This is a genomic window from Shimia ponticola (assembly GCF_007995215.1).
GTDB lineage: Bacteria > Pseudomonadota > Alphaproteobacteria > Rhodobacterales > Rhodobacteraceae > Shimia_B > Shimia_B ponticola.
The window spans coordinates 963,821-979,401 of the sequence record NZ_VCDK01000003.1; the positions used below are offsets into that span (position 1 = coordinate 963,821).

A 15,581-nucleotide genomic window follows, 5' to 3' on the forward strand; every position below is an offset into this window, starting at 1 on the left:
AAAGGGCTCCGCACTGCGGGGCCCTTTTTTCTTTTTGGTCAGTGCTGACCTATCGGCCAACCATCAACTCAATCGCGTCCGCCAAACGCCCCATCCTGCCGCCAACAGGACCACCGCACAAAGCGCGTATTTGGACACCTGACCCATCGTTCCGATGATCAGCACGGTGTGCAGAACCGCTCCTCCGACGATCAGCACTACCAGAGCCATATGCACCCTACGCCACACCATTGGGGCGATACGCCGCCTGAGGATGGCGACGACTCCCAAGGCAAAAATCGCGATCATTGAGGCGACACCCCACACAGAAAACGGCGTGGGTGACCTGAACAGCAAAGCGTCAATGACATCTGGCGGGCTGGTAATCCAAAGTCCGCCAACGTGCACAAGGACCAAAGCAAAAGCCGCGGCACCAATCCAGCGGTGCCCCAGACGCCCATTGATCCCACCCTCATGGGCAAGGATCGGTTGCACCGGAAACAGGCACAACGCAGCGATACCGGCGAATCCCGAGATTACATAAACCCAATCTCGATATTGCAGATACGGGCTTTGCCCTGCTGCCACCAAGGCCCACACCCCCACCGCCAATACGGCGATGGCAGGCCAGAGCAGCCTAGGCTTCAACCAGAACGAACTCGACATTCAGCGTCTTGTCATTGGGGGACGCCATCAGCGGACGCAGGAAGACTGTTTGGAACTCACCTCCGCCAAAAGCCGCATCCTCATCTGCGTCATAAGCCAGATGCCCGTGCGCCTGGCCAAAGGCAGGCACGATCTGCGGCATGTCCATCTGAAATCGGCCCTCTGCATCGGTCAGCGTGGCACCGTGCGAAGCCCAATCCCGCTCATGTCCTTCGATCGTGTGCGCCCACATCTGAATGCGTCGCCCGGCCAGTGGCGCGCCATCGCCCGCCCGTCTGACACGGCCAGTCATCAGAAACCCGCCGCCCCCAATCCGTTCGACAATCGGAGCGCCCGGGCGATAGTTGTTGGCCCCACCCCGCATAGTCGGCGTTGGAGCCACACTCTGCGCCATCGCGGGCATCCCCACGAGTGATGCGGCTCCGGCAGCACCCAGCAGGCGTCGGCGGTTCATGGTCAGTCGAGACATCTAAGACCCTCCATCGGTTGCTATGAACATATGTCATGCACATCCGCATAACACCCCACAGGTCTGTGAGCGTAAGCGTCCTGCGCAACCTCTTGCCACAGCTTCCGGCTTGTACCATCCATCTGGCGCTTAGCCACCTGACCCGCTAACGCTGCACCGTGAAAGGAACCGCCCATGCATCTCTTTGTCGGTCTCGGCAATCCCGGCCCCAAATACGCCCGCAACCGCCACAACATCGGCTTCATGGCGCTGGACGAAATCGCGCGCGACCATGGCTTTGCACCGTGGCGGTCCAAGTTTCAGGGACAAGTCAGCGAAGGCACTCTGGGCCGTGAAAAGGTGCTTCTGCTGAAACCAGAAACCTTCATGAACAAATCGGGTCAGTCCGTCGGCGAAGCGATGCGGTTTTACAAACTCGACCCCGGCAGCGTCACCGTTTTCCATGATGAACTCGACCTCGCCCCTGGCAAATGCCGCGTCAAACAAGGCGGCGGTCACGCGGGCCATAACGGGCTGCGGTCGATCCACGGCCATATTGGAGAGGCGTATCAACGCGTCCGCCTGGGTATCGGGCATCCCGGCCACAAAGACGCGGTCTCAGGCTACGTGTTGCGCGACTTTCCCAAGGCGGATGAAGGCTGGCTCGACGACCTGCTGCGCGGCATCTCAGACGGGGCTGCAGACCTCGCCGCCGGCGACAAAGGCCGTTTCATGAACGCCGTCGCGTTGCGCGTCGCTCCGCCGCGCTCTTCCAAGACAGTCGAAAAAGCCACGACGAAAGAAACCACCAAAGCTTCGGAGCCCGAACCCGAAGACACCCGGTCTTCCATCCAAAAGCTGATGGATAAATTCCGGTGATGCTCCCATGACCCCTGCGCTGACGTCAGCCTTCGCAGGTCAGGCTAAGGCCTGCGGACAGCTGGACTCGCCCTTCATGGCGTGGGCGCTGCCATTGATGCTCGACGCCGTAGACCCGGCCTCGGCGCTTGGAACACGGCTTTGTTCTTGGCCAGAGGACCGCATCCGGGCGGAGCACGACGCCGTTGCCTTGCGCCTTGCTGGAGGCTTGCATGCGCTGAAACTTCAGGGCGATGCCACCCTTGCCGCCGTCTATCCGCCCAACACGCCTGACGAAGACACCTTTACCGCCGCATTGCGCGATACCTACGCGAGGCACGAAGCCACGCTCCTGGATTGGCTGAACCTCCCACCACAGACCAACGAAGTCCGCCGCGCCGCGATCCTGATCGCTGCGGGTCACTGGCTGACCGCGCGCTACGGCAAAATGCTGGTGGTGTCCGAACTCGGCGCGTCTGGTGGGTTGAACCTCAATTGGGACTTCTTCCACATGCAGGTGGGCGATCAGTCCTTTGGCCCCGAAACCTCAGCCGTGCGCCTGACGCCCGAATGGCAAGGCACGCCGCCAACCCATTGCCCGCCCTATGTGCACGAGGCGCGCGGCGTGGACCTGAACCCGCTCAACCCCACCGACCCGAAATCAGAATTGCGCCTGATGGCATATCTCTGGCCTGATCAGGCCGAACGTCTGGCCCGGACCAAAGCCGCCATCGCATTGGCCAAGGCACCGGGCACTGAGTCCGAACACCAGTTGCAGCAAGGCGATGCGCTGGAATGGCTGCCAACCCGCCTGCCCCACCGCGCGCCGTACCTGCACATGATCTACTCGACCATTGCGTGGCAGTATCTGCCGGATGCCGCCCGCGCGGCAGGCACAGCAATGATCGAGACCGCTGGCGCACAGGCCACCGCCGACACCCCGCTGGCGTGGTTCACCATGGAACCCGACGGGAAAACCCCTGGCGCTGCGATGACAATGCGGCTCTGGCCCGGCGACCTGACACTGAACTTTGGCCGTGTCGATTTCCACGGACGTTCGGTCAATTGGCAGGCTCCACCGCCCTAAACTTCGGACTCCGGTTGAAAACCAGCGCTCTGTGCCCGACGTTGAGCAGCGGGAGGGACATTCATGCGCAAAGTACTCAAACTCTTTGGTTTCGCTCTGGCGATCACGCTCGCGGCGGCTGTCATTGCTGGCATCGTCTTTCAGGATCGCCTGACGCGCCTCATGGCCGTGAACACGCTCTTTGCCGAGGATAAGATCGTCTCGAACTTTTCCTCAATGGATGACCTCTTTTTCCACGCGCATTTGTCACGCGGAGACCGTCCCGTCAGCTCTCTGCCAGCAGGCACCCCCGTCACCCTGCCTGACGGCTATGACACTTGGCTGACCGACCGTGCCGTCACTGCAGTGGTGATGCTCAAGGACGGAAAGGTCGTCCACGAGGCCTACCACCTTGGCACCGAAGCGACAGACACGCGCATCTCTTGGTCCGTTGCCAAAAGCTATCTCTCGACCCTCTTTGGTATTGCCATGGAAAAGGGTGAGATTTCATCTCTGGATGATCCGGTCACCCAATATTCCCCCGCGCTGGCAGGTACCGCCTATGACGGCGCAACAATCCGCAATGTCCTGAACATGGCCTCCGGGGTGGTCTTTGATGAGGACTATCTCGATTTCTGGAGCGACATTAACAAAATGGGCCGTGTCCTCGCTCTTGGCGGCTCCATGGACCGGTTTGCAGCAGGCCTTGATGACACCTTCGCGCCCGCAGGTGAAACATGGAAATACACCTCTATCGACACCCATGTTCTTGGCATGGTGCTGCGTGGCGCAACAGGTCGATCCGTACCAGATTTGCTGCAAGAGCGCGTCATCGCGCCGTTGGGGTTAGAAGCCGCCGGAAGCTATCTCACCGATGGAAATGGGGTAGCCTTTGTTCTGGGTGGCCTCAATTTCACCACCCGGGACTATGCCCGATTTGGCCAGATGGTTCTGCAAGGCGGCGCATGGCAAGGCACCCAAATCGTCAGCGGCGACTGGCTGACCGAGGCGACCCGTGCCTCGGCCCCGACACAGCCCGGAGGCGAACGCTATGGATATCAATGGTGGATCGCTCCGGACGAAGACATCACCGATCCCGAACACGCCTTCTACGGACGTGGCGTTTACGGGCAATACCTCTACATAGATCCCAAGCGGGATGTCGTGATCGCCGTCAACGGCGCGGACCGCAAGTTTCGCGAACCGGGTGTGAACGACTCTAATATCGCCATGTTCCGCAGCATGGCTGCCGCCACAGATGGCACATGAGGGATGACCAATGCTGGAAAAAGACCCAAGCCTGAATGTTCTGGGTGAGGCGCTTGCGCCTTGCTCATCCGATCCGATGACCGGATTTTTTCGCGACGGCCACTGCAATACCTGCGCCGAAGATCGCGGAAGCCACACAGTCTGCGCTATCCTTACCGCCGAGTTTCTGGCTTACTCAAAATACGTCGGCAACGACCTTAGCACCCCGCGCCCCGAATACCGGTTTCCCGGCCTGAAGCCCGGCGACCAATGGTGCCTTTGCGCGGGTCGTTTCATGCAAGCCCACGAAGAGGGGTGCGCGCCCAAGGTCAATCTCGCCGCCACCCACCAACGGGCGCTTGAAGTGGTGCCGCTTGAGGTGCTTGAGAAAAACGCCACCTCAGATGCAGGCGATCTCGATACCTGAAAAGGTTCCAGAGCCGGTTCTAACTATACTGTGAAGGAACGCGGGACCGTGCGCGGTGTTGTTGCTCCATGAAATGGTCAAACCAAATGATTGGAGCAAACACCATGACACGTATTCTGAGTGCCGCAGCGTTCCTGCTGATCGCATCGGCTGGCTTTGCAAACACCAACGACCAGTTCGGCACGCCCTGCATCGAACTGACGCTCTCGCAACCCGGTTGCGAATATGTCGGCGAGGAAAACATCCCAGGTCCATTCTCGGACCGTGTCGAAGGCACTGCCGCTGACGTAGGTATCGTGAGCGACCGCCCAGCACCGGGTGTGTCCCGCGCACAAGGCACCTACAACGACACTGATCGCAACGACGACAGCTAAGGCTAGATCCCATCATGAAAACGCCGCCCACTGGGCGGCGTTTTCCTTTGGTCAATACCTCAAAGGGTGACCTTTTTTGCCGACGGGTCATCGCCCTCTTTTTGCACCAGCGGATCCATGATCAATTCCTCAACGAACAAAGAGACAAGCTGCGCACGGCTGCTCACGCCGCTCTTACGATAAATGGCATTTGTCTGTGCCTTGACGGTGCCCGGCGAACTACCGCGAAGATCGGCGATTTCCTGAGTTGGATAGCCTTTGATCATAAAGAGCGCGACGTCGCGCTCTGCAGGGGTCAGGCCCCACTGAGTGAAGCGATCCTCCAGCAAATCCTGAAACGCCCCCGATGCCGCACGCAGCGCCGCTTCGGCGCGTTCGGCCTGCCTGCGCGACACAACCAATAGACGAGAGGTCAGCGCGATCCCGATGCACAGACCGACGACAACGCCAATCTCGACCAGTTCATGAACCCGCCAAGACAGCGGACGGTAACCCAGATAGGCCGACAGGATATCGACCAGAAAGAACGCCGCACAAACGGCCTCGAACATCAAGAGGCCTAGAACCAACCGCCACGTCATGAGCGCTGACGACCATCCATGCGACGCGGATCAATCATCATCATCGTCGTCACCGTCATCATCTTCGTCATCATCATCATCGTCGTCATCGTTGCGATCATCGTCGTCATCGTCGTCGCGGTCGTCGTCCCGATCGTCATCATCGCGCCCGCCATCCGCATTCCCTGCATTCCGATCACCGTCGTCGTCGCGGTCATCCTCCTGCCCTGATGATGCGGCGGCCCCACCGCCAGAGGCCGACGGGCCATCATCGTCGCTTTCGTTCAAAAGGATCACGCCGGTGCGCTCGCCCGCCAAGGCTCGGATGTTGTCGAATAGAACTGCTCCGGTGGTTGGGTGCACGACAATCTCACGCCGACGCGTATCGGACAGGCCAACAACACGCACCCGGCCCAGCAGCGTGCGCCCGGTTTCAAAGCTGCTATAGCCCTGCGCGCTTAGCTGTCGGATGACCTGTTCCTCAATGGTTTCCCCGCTCACAGGCCCAGCAAGTCCCGCGAACAGACACACCACAATTGCCAGAACCCGTCTCAAGGGCATCACCTCCTGCCACAAGCCAGCCCCCTGACTTTGTCCGTCAGAGGGCCAGCGATTGCCATTCATCCTAAGCCAAATACCGGCTTATTCATCATCGTCATCATCGTCGTCGTCGTCATCATCGTCATCGTTGTCATCATCGTCGTCGTCATCATCATCGTCATCGTCATCGTCATCGTCACGATCATCGCCTTCGTCGTCATCATCATCATCGTCCCAACGATCATCGTCGTCGTCATCATCATCGTCATCGTCCGAGACCTGCCACCAACGCTCATCATCATCGTCGTCGTCATCGACGTCGGAACGGACCAATGCCCCGTCGCGGCGATAGCGGAAATCACCCTCGACGCCCTCTCCATAGGCATCGACGTCAATGCCATTGCGCCCGATTTCAATTTCGATACGTGAATAGCCTTGCGCCGCGAGGTCCGAGACAATGCCGTCGATCACGGCTTGATCTACGGCGGATGCCTGACTGGCGCTGAGCATCAGTGCAAAGGCAGAGACGCTCATAGTGGAAAAGGCAGTCTTTCTCATGTTCTTGGTCATCGCATGGTCTCCTTTGGTGTGTGACCGGCCCGATGCCGATCAGCGATGACCCAAACATGACCAATCCGGCCCGCCGCTCTATCGACGTGGGGTTTATTCCGGAAAACATAAACCCCGAGGCAGATGTCGATCTACCCCGGGGTCTATGTGAATAACCGCCATTTATACCTGCGGTTTATGCGTTATTCGACGCTGCGCCCTTCTGGGCCGCTCATGTCAAAGCCCAGATGCCTTGCGACGGTAAAGATGTCTTTGTCGCCACGCCCACACATGTTCATGCAGATGATGTGATCCTTGGGCAGATCTGGCGCAATCTTCATCACATGCGCCAACGCGTGCGATGGCTCCAGCGCCGGAATGATGCCTTCGGTTTCACAGCACAACTGGAACGCCTCAAGCGCCTCTTTGTCGGTGATCGCCACATACTGCGCGCGCCCGATCTCGTGGAGCCACGAATGCTCTGGCCCGATCCCCGGATAATCGAGACCCGCCGAGATGCTGAACCCTTCGAGAATCTGCCCGTCGTCATCCTGCAAAAGGTAGGTGCGGTTGCCATGCAGCACGCCGGGGCGGCCGCCAGTCAACGAAGCGCAGTGCTCCATCTTGTCGTTGACGCCCTTACCGCCGGCTTCGACGCCGATGATATTGACGCTGGCATCATCGAGGAACGGAAAGAACAGGCCCATCGCGTTCGACCCGCCGCCAATGGCGGCGATGATGGTGTCTGGCAGACGACCCTCTGCCGCGTTCATCTGTTCCTTGCATTCCTTGCCGATGATCGACTGGAAGTCGCGCACCATGGCCGGATAAGGGTGCGGGCCAGCAACGGTGCCGATGCAATAGAACGTGTCGCGGACATTGGTCACCCAATCGCGCAGCGCGTCGTTCATGGCGTCCTTCAGCGTGCCACGGCCAGAGGTCACAGGAATGACTTCTGCACCGAGTAACCGCATACGAAACACGTTGGGTGCCTGACGCTCTACGTCATGCGCGCCCATGTAGACCACGCATTTCAGGCCAAACTTGGCACAGACCGTTGCCGTCGCCACGCCGTGCTGACCTGCCCCGGTTTCTGCGATGATCCGTGTCTTGCCCATACGGCGCGCCAGAATGATCTGGCCCAGCACGTTGTTGATCTTGTGCGCGCCGGTGTGGTTGAGCTCGTCGCGCTTCATGTAAATCTTCGCGCCGCCGAGACGCTCGGTCAGGCGTTCAGCGAAATAAAGCGGCGATGGACGGCCTACGTAGTGTGTCCAGAGGTCGTTCATCTCAGCCCAAAAGCTGTCGTCCGTCTTGGCGCGCTCATACTCAGCCTCAAGATCAAGGATCAGAGGCATCAGCGTCTCAGACACGAAACGTCCGCCAAACTTGCCAAAGCGCCCGTTTTCGTCCGGGCCGTTCATGAAGGAATTAAACAGGTCTTCGGGCATGGGACCCTCCCGCGATCTCGCCATCTCGAAATCATGGCTTAACGGGTCAGACAACAGGCGTAAAGCGTCCGCGCACGCGACCAAAACTCTTCGAAGAAATTTGCGCCTTGCTGATCCGCCGGACCGTTGCTGTATTGCAGAAGATCACAAATTGAGCGGCGTTCTCGCCCGCCCCATATCCCCTGCGGCGCCGACGGTTAAACCTTTGCTAACGCCTCAGCAAAAGCCCGCATTTTCGCCGGGTCCTTATCACCCGGCGCCCGCTCGATCCCGGATGACAGATCGACCTGTGTCGCCCCCGTCACCCGCACAGCTTCTGCGACATTCTCGGGTGTCAGCCCACCAGCCAGCATCCATGGCATCGGCCAGCGCCGGCCACGCAAAAGCGTCCAGTCAAAGCTCGCGCCATTGCCCCCTGGAAGATCGGCCCCTTTCGGCGGCTTGGCATCCACCAACACCTGATGCGCGGCCCCGGCATAGTCGGCGATACGGTCAAGATCATCGGCTGTCGCCACACCGATCGCCTTCATCACCGGCAACCCGGTGCGCCGCGCCACCTCGGCAACACGTTCTGGGCTTTCGCCACCATGCAGTTGCACCATGTCGATGGGCACCTGTTCCAGATACCGGTCGAGTGCGGCATCATCCGGATTCACCATCAAGGCGACCTTCATAATCCCCGGCGGCACGGCCAGAGCCAGCGCACGCGCGGCTTCCGGCTCAAGGTGTCTGGGCGATTTGGGAAAATTGACGAAACCCACATAGCCAGCGCCGGCCTCTGCCGCGGCAGGGATATCGGCAGGCTTGGTCAGCCCGCAGAATTTCATCCGTACTGTCATAAAGGTGTCAGATCCGGCGCGAGGGTCAGCGCGCGTCTTCCAGCAGGGCCAGAACATCGTCTTTGCCCTCGTTGGCCTTGCCCTTCAACTTCTTCACTTCGCCCTTCAGCTTGACCACCTCACGATGTTCGCTGCGCATGGCGACGCGATGCTTGTGCTCACGCACCCATTCAAGGACATAACCGATCAGGACCCCCGCAGCGATGCTGACAAAGATCACCACGAACATGGGCAGCTGGATCGAGTAGCTTAGCAGATCAAGACCCGGAATACGCGCCATCCCCTCGGGCAGCGAATTGACCGTCACAGCCCCCCTGTTTGCCAAGGCGACGATAATCAAAACCAAGGCAATGGCCACGAGGACCAGATAGCGAATGTAGCGCAGCATAATTAATCCGTTTCGTTCAGGCGATCGCGAAGCATCTTGCCGGTCTTAAAGAACGGAACGTGTTTTTCTTCAACCTCAACCGGTTCACCGGTCCGCGGATTTCGGCCAGTGCGACCGGGTCTATGCTTGACCGAAAAGGCACCGAAACCACGCAATTCGACCCGATCACCGCGCGCCATGGCGTCGATGATTTCCTCAAAAATTGTGGATACGATCCGTTCGACGTCTCGTTGATAAAGGTGCGGATTGTCTTCCGCTATTTTCTGAATCAATTCAGACCGGATCATGTCTTCCCCCCGTCGTGCCTGTGGTGCAAACCACAGCGAAAGGCCGTAGCCTCTGCGTCAGGGCACTATAGGCACATTCCCAACCATCCGAAAACCATTCCCTGTTATTTGACGGTGCAAACCAGCCACCGAAACCCGGATTTCACAGTCTGGAGGCAACTCTTCGGCGTTTGAGCTCGCTTTTTCAGTCATCTGCAGCGCGCCCGCGCCATCTGTGATTCGCGCGCACATTGCCAAATAGCGCAGCACATAAGAGCCATTTCGCCTCTGGCACGGGATACAATCTCACCAACGAAAAAGGCCCGGCTGCTTGCGCAACCGGGCCCCTTTTTTGCCATCCGCTTGGGATTAATCGTCGGCTTTCAGCGCCGCGCCAAGGATGTCGCCAAGCGACGCGCCCGAATCGGACGAGCCATACTGTTCCACGGCTTCTTTTTCTTCGGCGATCTCGCGTGCCTTGATCGACAGGCCCAGACGACGTGTTTTGCTGTCGATGTTGGTGACGCGAACGTCGACCTTGTCGCCCACGCCGAAACGCTCAGGGCGCTGCTCGGCACGGTCACGCGACAGATCCGAACGGCGGATGAAGGATTTCATGCCTTCGTATTCCACCTCGATGCCGCCATCTTCGATCGCGGTCACTTCGACCGTGATGATCGAGCCGCGCTTCACGCCGCCCACGGCATCAGCGAACTTGTCGCCGCCAACCGCTTTGACGCTCAGGCTGATGCGCTCTTTCTCGACGTCGACTTCGCTGACAACGGCCTGAACCATGTCGCCTTTGCGGTAGTCGCCAATCACGTCTTCGCCACGGCCTTCCCATGTCAGGTCTGAGAGGTGAACCATGCCGTCGATATCGCCTTCGAGACCGATGAACAGACCGAATTCGGTGATGTTCTTGACCTCGCCCTCGACCTGCGTGCCCTCTGGGAACTGCTCTGCAAAGACTTCCCATGGGTTGCGTTGGGTCTGCTTGAGGCCCAGCGACACGCGGCGCTTGACGCTGTCGATCTCCAGAACCATGACCTCAACCTCTTGCGAGGTGGACACGATTTTGCCCGGATGCACGTTCTTCTTGGTCCAGGACATCTCAGAGACGTGGACAAGACCTTCGACACCGGCTTCCAGCTCAACAAACGCACCGTAATCAGTGATGTTCGTGACGCGACCTTTGTGGACCGAATCCAGCGGGTATTTCACAGCGACCAGATCCCATGGATCTTCTTGCAGCTGCTTCATGCCAAGGCTGATGCGGTGGGTCTCTTTGTTGATCTTGATGACCTGCACTTTGACGGTTTCGCCAATGTTCAGGATCTCGGATGGGTGGTTCACGCGGCGGTATGCCATGTCGGTGACGTGCAGCAGGCCGTCCACACCGCCCAGATCGACGAAGGCACCGTATTCGGTGATGTTCTTGACCACGCCTTCGACGTTGTCACCTTCGGCCAGCTTGCCGATAACCTCGGCGCGCTGTTCGGCGCGAGATTCCTCAAGAATGGCACGGCGCGAGACAACGATGTTGCCACGGCGGCGGTCCATTTTCAGGATTTGGAACGGCTGTTTCAAACCCATCAGTGGGCCAGCGTCGCGCACAGGGCGTACGTCGACTTGCGAGCCAGGAAGGAACGCAACCGCGCCACCCAGATCGACGGTGAAACCACCTTTGACGCGACCAAAGATTGCGCCTTCGACGCGCTCTTCTGCGGCGTATGCTTTCTCCAGTCGATCCCACGCTTCTTCGCGGCGCGCCATCTCACGAGAGATAACAGCTTCGCCACGGGCGTTTTCAGCGGCACGCAGGTAAACTTCGACCTCTTGGCCGACTTCTACGCTTGGTGCTTCACCTGGTTCTGCGAATTCTTTGAGTTCGACGCGGCCTTCCATTTTGTAGCCTACGTCGATGATGGCTTGGCCCGCTTCGATTGCGATGACCTTGCCTTTGACAACCGAGCCCTCTTGGGGCGTGTCAATTTCGAAGCTTTCGTTCAGGAGGGCTTCGAATTCCTCCATCGATGTTGATGCCATGTGGCGTGTGTTTCCTAACGATTCGATTTTTTCGGGCCGCGCGGTTGTCTCCGCCGGTCTTGGATTGGTCGGCTAAAGGACCGGATAGAAAATAAGAAAGGGTCGGTAGAACCGACCCTGCCCAGTCTTCTGTCCACGACTGTCCCGTCGCTTAGACGCGCGTCGTATAGGCCAACATGCGTAGCGTGGCAAGGCCTCAGGTCTTTAACCCCATGCATAACCCTCACACGCAAGAGTTGAGCCTCCGATGCAAGTTTAGGAAAACTGCGTGATCGGGGTGTGAAACCAACATCTTATGTGTCGAAGCGCACATTTCCGGCCTGAGGCTCACGCTAAAAATTGAGCATTGCAACGGCGTGCGGGGATGAGAGTGGCTCCAATCGCTTTTACGAAATCCTTTGGTTCAGGGTGTTTCAGTGTATCGCCTCGACCCAGTCAGACAAATGGGTGGCCATATTCAATGGCGCTCGGTCGACCTGATCAGACACAGGTCCGACCGAGCACGGCGAACAAGACGAGAAGCGCCTAAAGATAGGCGCGCAGCGTAACGGTGACGTTCAAAATGGGTTAAGGTTATGGGTCCGCGTTTCTGGGCTCATATCGGGCATGTGGCCGGGTACGAGTCGGCAGGGTTAGGTTCGTGTGCCACATGCCGCACGGACCACTTACGGCGCAGGTTTGGGGGATCTTAGCGTCTGATCGACGCTGATACATGTTGCTTCGCGACCTGCACCGCCTCGGCAATCGTCATATCAGAGGTATCGATCATCACGGCATCGTCAGCCGCAACCATCGGCGCTGCCTCGCGCTCTGCATCGCGGGCGTCACGCGCGTGCAGCGCTGCAAGAACCTCGTCACGCGTCTGCGTTCCGCCCTTGGCCGATAATTCAAGAAAGCGCCGCTCGGCCCGAACGCTGTCACTTGCCGTAACAAAGAGTTTCGCGTCAGCCTCCGGACAGATCACCGTACCAATATCGCGCCCATCAAGGATTGCACCGCCCTCTTGGGCCGCAAATTCGCGTTGAAACGCGACCAAGGCCTCCCGCACCTCTGGGATCGCTGCCGCAACGCTGGCCGCCTGCGCGATCTCTGATGTGCGCAAGTCCTCTGCCGCCAGATCTTTCGGGGTTAGGCCCTGTGCGGCGGTTAACGCATCCTCGCCGCTCAATGTGCGCTTGCCGACGGCCCGGTAAAGCAGACCTGTATCCAGATAGGCCAAGCCAAAGTGATCCGCCAACGCCCGCGCGATGGTCCCCTTGCCCGCTGCCGCAGGCCCGTCCAGCGCGACTGTAAAACGACCCTTCATGTCCGCACCATGGTGGTCAGGTTCGGGTCGTACTGTTCTGCTTGCGGCGTCCCATCGGCGATCTCATAGTAATCGCCCTTGTCCGCGCAAAAGATGTGTCCGAGCACGGACAATCCGGTGGGACCATCCAGCGTTCCCGCAAAGATTGACAGGTTTTCGCCCGCCCCATCCCAGAACAGGTTGGACCCGCAAACACCGCAAAACCCGCGGCGTGCGGTGTCTGATGAAACATACCACGTCACGGTACCGTCGATGTCGATCTCATCACGCCGCACCGAGGTTGCGGCGACGTGGTGGCCGCTGGTCTTGCGACATTGCACGCAGTGGCAGGCCACAACCGGGCGCAACGAACCGCGCGCGACATAGGTCACCGCACCGCACAGACATCCGCCTCGATGTGCGCTCATGTGCGCTCAACCCGCGCCCCAAGCGACGCCATCAACGGTTCAAAGATCGGAAAGGACGTTGCAATCGGACCACCATCATCAACGCTGACGGGCGCATCAGCAGCCATGCCAAGGCACATGAAACTCATCGCGATCCGGTGGTCCAAGTGGCTCACGCAGGTCGCGCCGCCTTGAACCGATCCGGTTCCAATCACTGTCATCGTGTCTTCGGTGTCTTCGACCTCAACACCATTTGCGCGCAGGCCGTCGGCCATCGCAGCGATCCGGTCGCTTTCCTTCACGCGCAGTTCCTTGACCCCCTCGAAATGGCAGCGCCCTTTGGCAAAGGCCGAAACCACCGACAGGATCGGGTATTCGTCAATCATGCTCGCTGCGCGCTCGGCCGGAACGGTGATCCCCACCATATCTGGCGAGTATTTGGCACGCAGGTCGGCGACAGGCTCGCCACCCTCTTCCCGCATATTCTCAAAGGTCAGGTCAGCGCCCATTTCCTGCAGCGTGTAATAGAGCCCCGCCCGCGTGGGGTTCAGCCCAATATTCGGCACCAGAACGTCAGAGCCAGGAACAATCAGCGCCGCACAGACCGGGAACGCCGCAGATGACGGATCACGGGGCACGATGATGGTCTGCGGCTTCAGCTCGGGTTGGCCGGTCAGGGTAATCACCCGGCCGTCTTCCGTTTCCTCAACACTCACCTCGGCGCCAAAGCCTGCAAGCATCCGCTCGGTGTGATCGCGTGTCGCTTCTTTTTCGATCACAACCGTCTTGCCCGGCGCGTTCAGTCCAGCCAACAGGACCGCGGACTTCACCTGTGCCGACGGCATAGGGACAGTGTAGGTCACAGGCACAGGGTTCCGCGCACCGACGATGGTCAACGGCAAGCGACCACCTTCACGGCCATAGGACTGCGCGCCAAACTCGGCAATCGGGTCAGTGACACGGCCCATTGGACGGCTGTTCAGGCTCGCATCACCTGTAAAGGTCGCGGTGATTGGACAGGTCGCCATCGCGCCCATGATCAGCCGCACGCCCGTACCAGAGTTTCCGCAGTCAATCACCTGATCCGGCTCGGCAAACCCGCCGACGCCCACGCCGTGCACAGACCATGATCCATCTTCATGCTGTGTGACCTCGGCCCCAAAGGCGCGCATGGCCTTGGCCGTGTCCAGAACATCCTCGCCTTCCAGCAAGCCAGTGACCTTGGTCTCTCCCACCGCCATCGCACCAAGGATCAGCGAGCGATGCGAAATCGACTTGTCTCCCGGAACATCGGCTACGCCGGTCAACGGGCCGCATTTGTGCGATGTCATGGGAATAGGAGTGCCGTGGCCTGACATGAAAACCTCTTTTGTGTTCCAACGTCTGTTAGCGCCCACGCCACGCGGCGTAAACCAAGCCAGCACAATCTTTGAACAAAGCGTGCGGGTTTAGCCGTTGCGCGTGAATGTCAGGTAATGCGGCACGCGCCCTTCGCGGATCGCCTTGGCCTCATACCGCGTGCGGTGCCAGTCATCCCAAGGTGTGCGCCAATCATCGGCGCGCTCCGCCATCCACGTAAATCCCGCAGGCGGCACCTCTTCCAGCGCTTGGCGCACATAATCGGGAATGTCCGTCGCCACGCGAAACGTCGCTCCCGGTTTCACAACCCGAGCCAGCGGCTCCAGATGTTCCGGCGTAACAAAGCGTCGGCGATGATGCCGTGCCTTAGGCCACGGATCTGGGTAGAGCAGAAACGCTCTTGAGATCGACTGATCCGGCAGCACATCAAACAAATCGCGCGCGTCGCCGGGATGCACATGGATATTCGTTATGCCTTCGCGCCGGATTTTCCCGAGCAACATCGCAACGCCGTTCACGAAGGGTTCGCAGGCAATGAACGCAACATCTGGATTGGCCAAGGCCTGCGCCGCGACATGCTCTCCACCGCCAAATCCGACCTCAAGCCAGACATCCTGACCCGAAAAGACAGCATCCATGTCTAAGGGGGTGCGATCATGGTTCTCTTCCCATGATACGTGGGCAAGCCGGACCTCTGGCAACACCTCATCCAGGTCGCGCTCTTGCGCAGGCTTGAGGGTTTTGCCTTTGATCCGACCGTAAAAATTACGCCATGGCGCACCGGATGGGTGTGCCTCGGCTGAATTGTCCAGTTCGTCTGCCATG

19 protein-coding genes are annotated in these 15,581 nt (G+C 59.3%); 5 read left to right on the forward strand and 14 right to left on the reverse strand.

What is annotated here, in order from left to right; translation table 11 throughout:
- Positions 1-63: 63 nt before the first annotated feature.
- Positions 64-645: a ferric reductase-like transmembrane domain-containing protein gene (locus FE702_RS08090; protein ID WP_147125736.1), complete on the reverse strand. Its 582-nt coding sequence runs from the start codon at positions 643-645 to the stop codon at positions 64-66.
- Entirely contained in the window at positions 617-1,114 is a 498-nt protein-coding gene (locus tag FE702_RS08095; protein WP_147125737.1) for a peptidase associated/transthyretin-like domain-containing protein, read from the reverse strand. Before FE702_RS08095 ends, FE702_RS08090 begins: the two co-directional genes overlap by 29 nt.
- 174 nt (positions 1,115-1,288) lie before the next feature.
- Between FE702_RS08095 and pth the strand changes: the two genes are divergently transcribed.
- The 5 genes from pth to FE702_RS08120 all read left to right on the forward strand — a co-directional run bounded on the left by pth (position 1,289) and on the right by FE702_RS08120 (position 5,066).
- Positions 1,289-1,972 (forward strand): aminoacyl-tRNA hydrolase, encoded by a 684-nt coding sequence (gene pth, locus FE702_RS08100; RefSeq protein ID WP_147125738.1) that lies wholly within the window; start codon positions 1,289-1,291, stop codon positions 1,970-1,972.
- Between the two features lie 7 nt (positions 1,973-1,979).
- The gene (locus FE702_RS08105; RefSeq protein ID WP_147125739.1) at positions 1,980-3,038 is read left to right on the forward strand and encodes a DUF2332 domain-containing protein; all 1,059 of its coding nucleotides are present in this window, start codon (positions 1,980-1,982) and stop codon (positions 3,036-3,038) included.
- 63 nt (positions 3,039-3,101) lie between these two features.
- Positions 3,102-4,286: a serine hydrolase domain-containing protein gene (locus FE702_RS08110; protein ID WP_147125740.1), complete on the forward strand. Its 1,185-nt coding sequence runs from the start codon at positions 3,102-3,104 to the stop codon at positions 4,284-4,286.
- Positions 4,287-4,296: 10 nt separating this feature from the next.
- Positions 4,297-4,692 (forward strand): DUF2237 family protein, encoded by a 396-nt coding sequence (locus FE702_RS08115; protein ID WP_147125741.1) that lies wholly within the window; start codon positions 4,297-4,299, stop codon positions 4,690-4,692.
- 104 nt (positions 4,693-4,796) lie between these two features.
- Positions 4,797-5,066, forward strand: a complete 270-nt coding sequence (locus FE702_RS08120) for a hypothetical protein (protein WP_147125742.1) — start codon at positions 4,797-4,799, stop codon at positions 5,064-5,066.
- Between the two features lie 59 nt (positions 5,067-5,125).
- Here FE702_RS08120 and FE702_RS08125 read toward each other — a convergent pair whose 3' ends face one another.
- The 12 genes from FE702_RS08125 to trmB form a co-directional block, all read right to left on the reverse strand.
- Positions 5,126-5,647 carry a helix-turn-helix transcriptional regulator gene (locus tag FE702_RS08125; RefSeq protein WP_147125743.1) on the reverse strand — a complete coding sequence of 174 codons (522 nt, stop codon included), beginning with the start codon at positions 5,645-5,647 and terminating at the stop codon, positions 5,126-5,128.
- A 30-nt stretch (positions 5,648-5,677) separates the two neighbouring features.
- Positions 5,678-6,181 (reverse strand): PepSY domain-containing protein, encoded by a 504-nt coding sequence (locus FE702_RS08130; RefSeq protein ID WP_186827027.1) that lies wholly within the window; start codon positions 6,179-6,181, stop codon positions 5,678-5,680.
- 87 nt (positions 6,182-6,268) lie between these two features.
- Positions 6,269-6,736, reverse strand: coding sequence for a hypothetical protein (locus FE702_RS18595; protein ID WP_186827028.1), 468 nt, complete (start codon positions 6,734-6,736; stop codon positions 6,269-6,271).
- Positions 6,737-6,918: 182 nt separating this feature from the next.
- Complete coding sequence (gene trpB / locus FE702_RS08140) at positions 6,919-8,166, reverse strand: tryptophan synthase subunit beta (protein WP_147125745.1); 1,248 nt, start codon at positions 8,164-8,166, stop codon at positions 6,919-6,921.
- A 197-nt stretch (positions 8,167-8,363) separates the two neighbouring features.
- Complete coding sequence (locus tag FE702_RS08145; RefSeq protein ID WP_147125746.1) at positions 8,364-9,005, reverse strand: phosphoribosylanthranilate isomerase; 642 nt, start codon at positions 9,003-9,005, stop codon at positions 8,364-8,366.
- Positions 9,006-9,030: 25 nt separating this feature from the next.
- Positions 9,031-9,393, reverse strand: coding sequence for a lipopolysaccharide assembly protein LapA domain-containing protein (locus FE702_RS08150; protein WP_346722153.1), 363 nt, complete (start codon positions 9,391-9,393; stop codon positions 9,031-9,033).
- 2 nt (positions 9,394-9,395) lie between these two features.
- Positions 9,396-9,680 (reverse strand): integration host factor subunit beta, encoded by a 285-nt coding sequence (gene ihfB / locus FE702_RS08155; protein WP_147125747.1) that lies wholly within the window; start codon positions 9,678-9,680, stop codon positions 9,396-9,398.
- Positions 9,681-10,028: 348 nt separating this feature from the next.
- On the reverse strand, positions 10,029-11,705 hold the full coding sequence (rpsA, locus tag FE702_RS08160; RefSeq protein WP_147125748.1) for a 30S ribosomal protein S1: 1,677 nt from the start codon (positions 11,703-11,705) through the stop codon (positions 10,029-10,031).
- 688 nt (positions 11,706-12,393) lie between these two features.
- Complete coding sequence (locus FE702_RS08165; RefSeq protein WP_147125749.1) at positions 12,394-13,011, reverse strand: (d)CMP kinase; 618 nt, start codon at positions 13,009-13,011, stop codon at positions 12,394-12,396.
- Positions 13,008-13,418, reverse strand: coding sequence for a GFA family protein (locus tag FE702_RS08170; protein WP_147125750.1), 411 nt, complete (start codon positions 13,416-13,418; stop codon positions 13,008-13,010). Before FE702_RS08170 ends, FE702_RS08165 begins: the two co-directional genes overlap by 4 nt.
- Entirely contained in the window at positions 13,415-14,755 is a 1,341-nt protein-coding gene (aroA, locus tag FE702_RS08175) for a 3-phosphoshikimate 1-carboxyvinyltransferase (protein WP_147125751.1), read from the reverse strand. Before aroA ends, FE702_RS08170 begins: the two co-directional genes overlap by 4 nt.
- Positions 14,756-14,845: 90 nt before the next feature.
- Positions 14,846-15,580, reverse strand: coding sequence for a tRNA (guanine(46)-N(7))-methyltransferase TrmB (gene trmB / locus FE702_RS08180; protein WP_147125752.1), 735 nt, complete (start codon positions 15,578-15,580; stop codon positions 14,846-14,848).
- Between the last annotated feature and the right edge of the window lies 1 nt (position 15,581).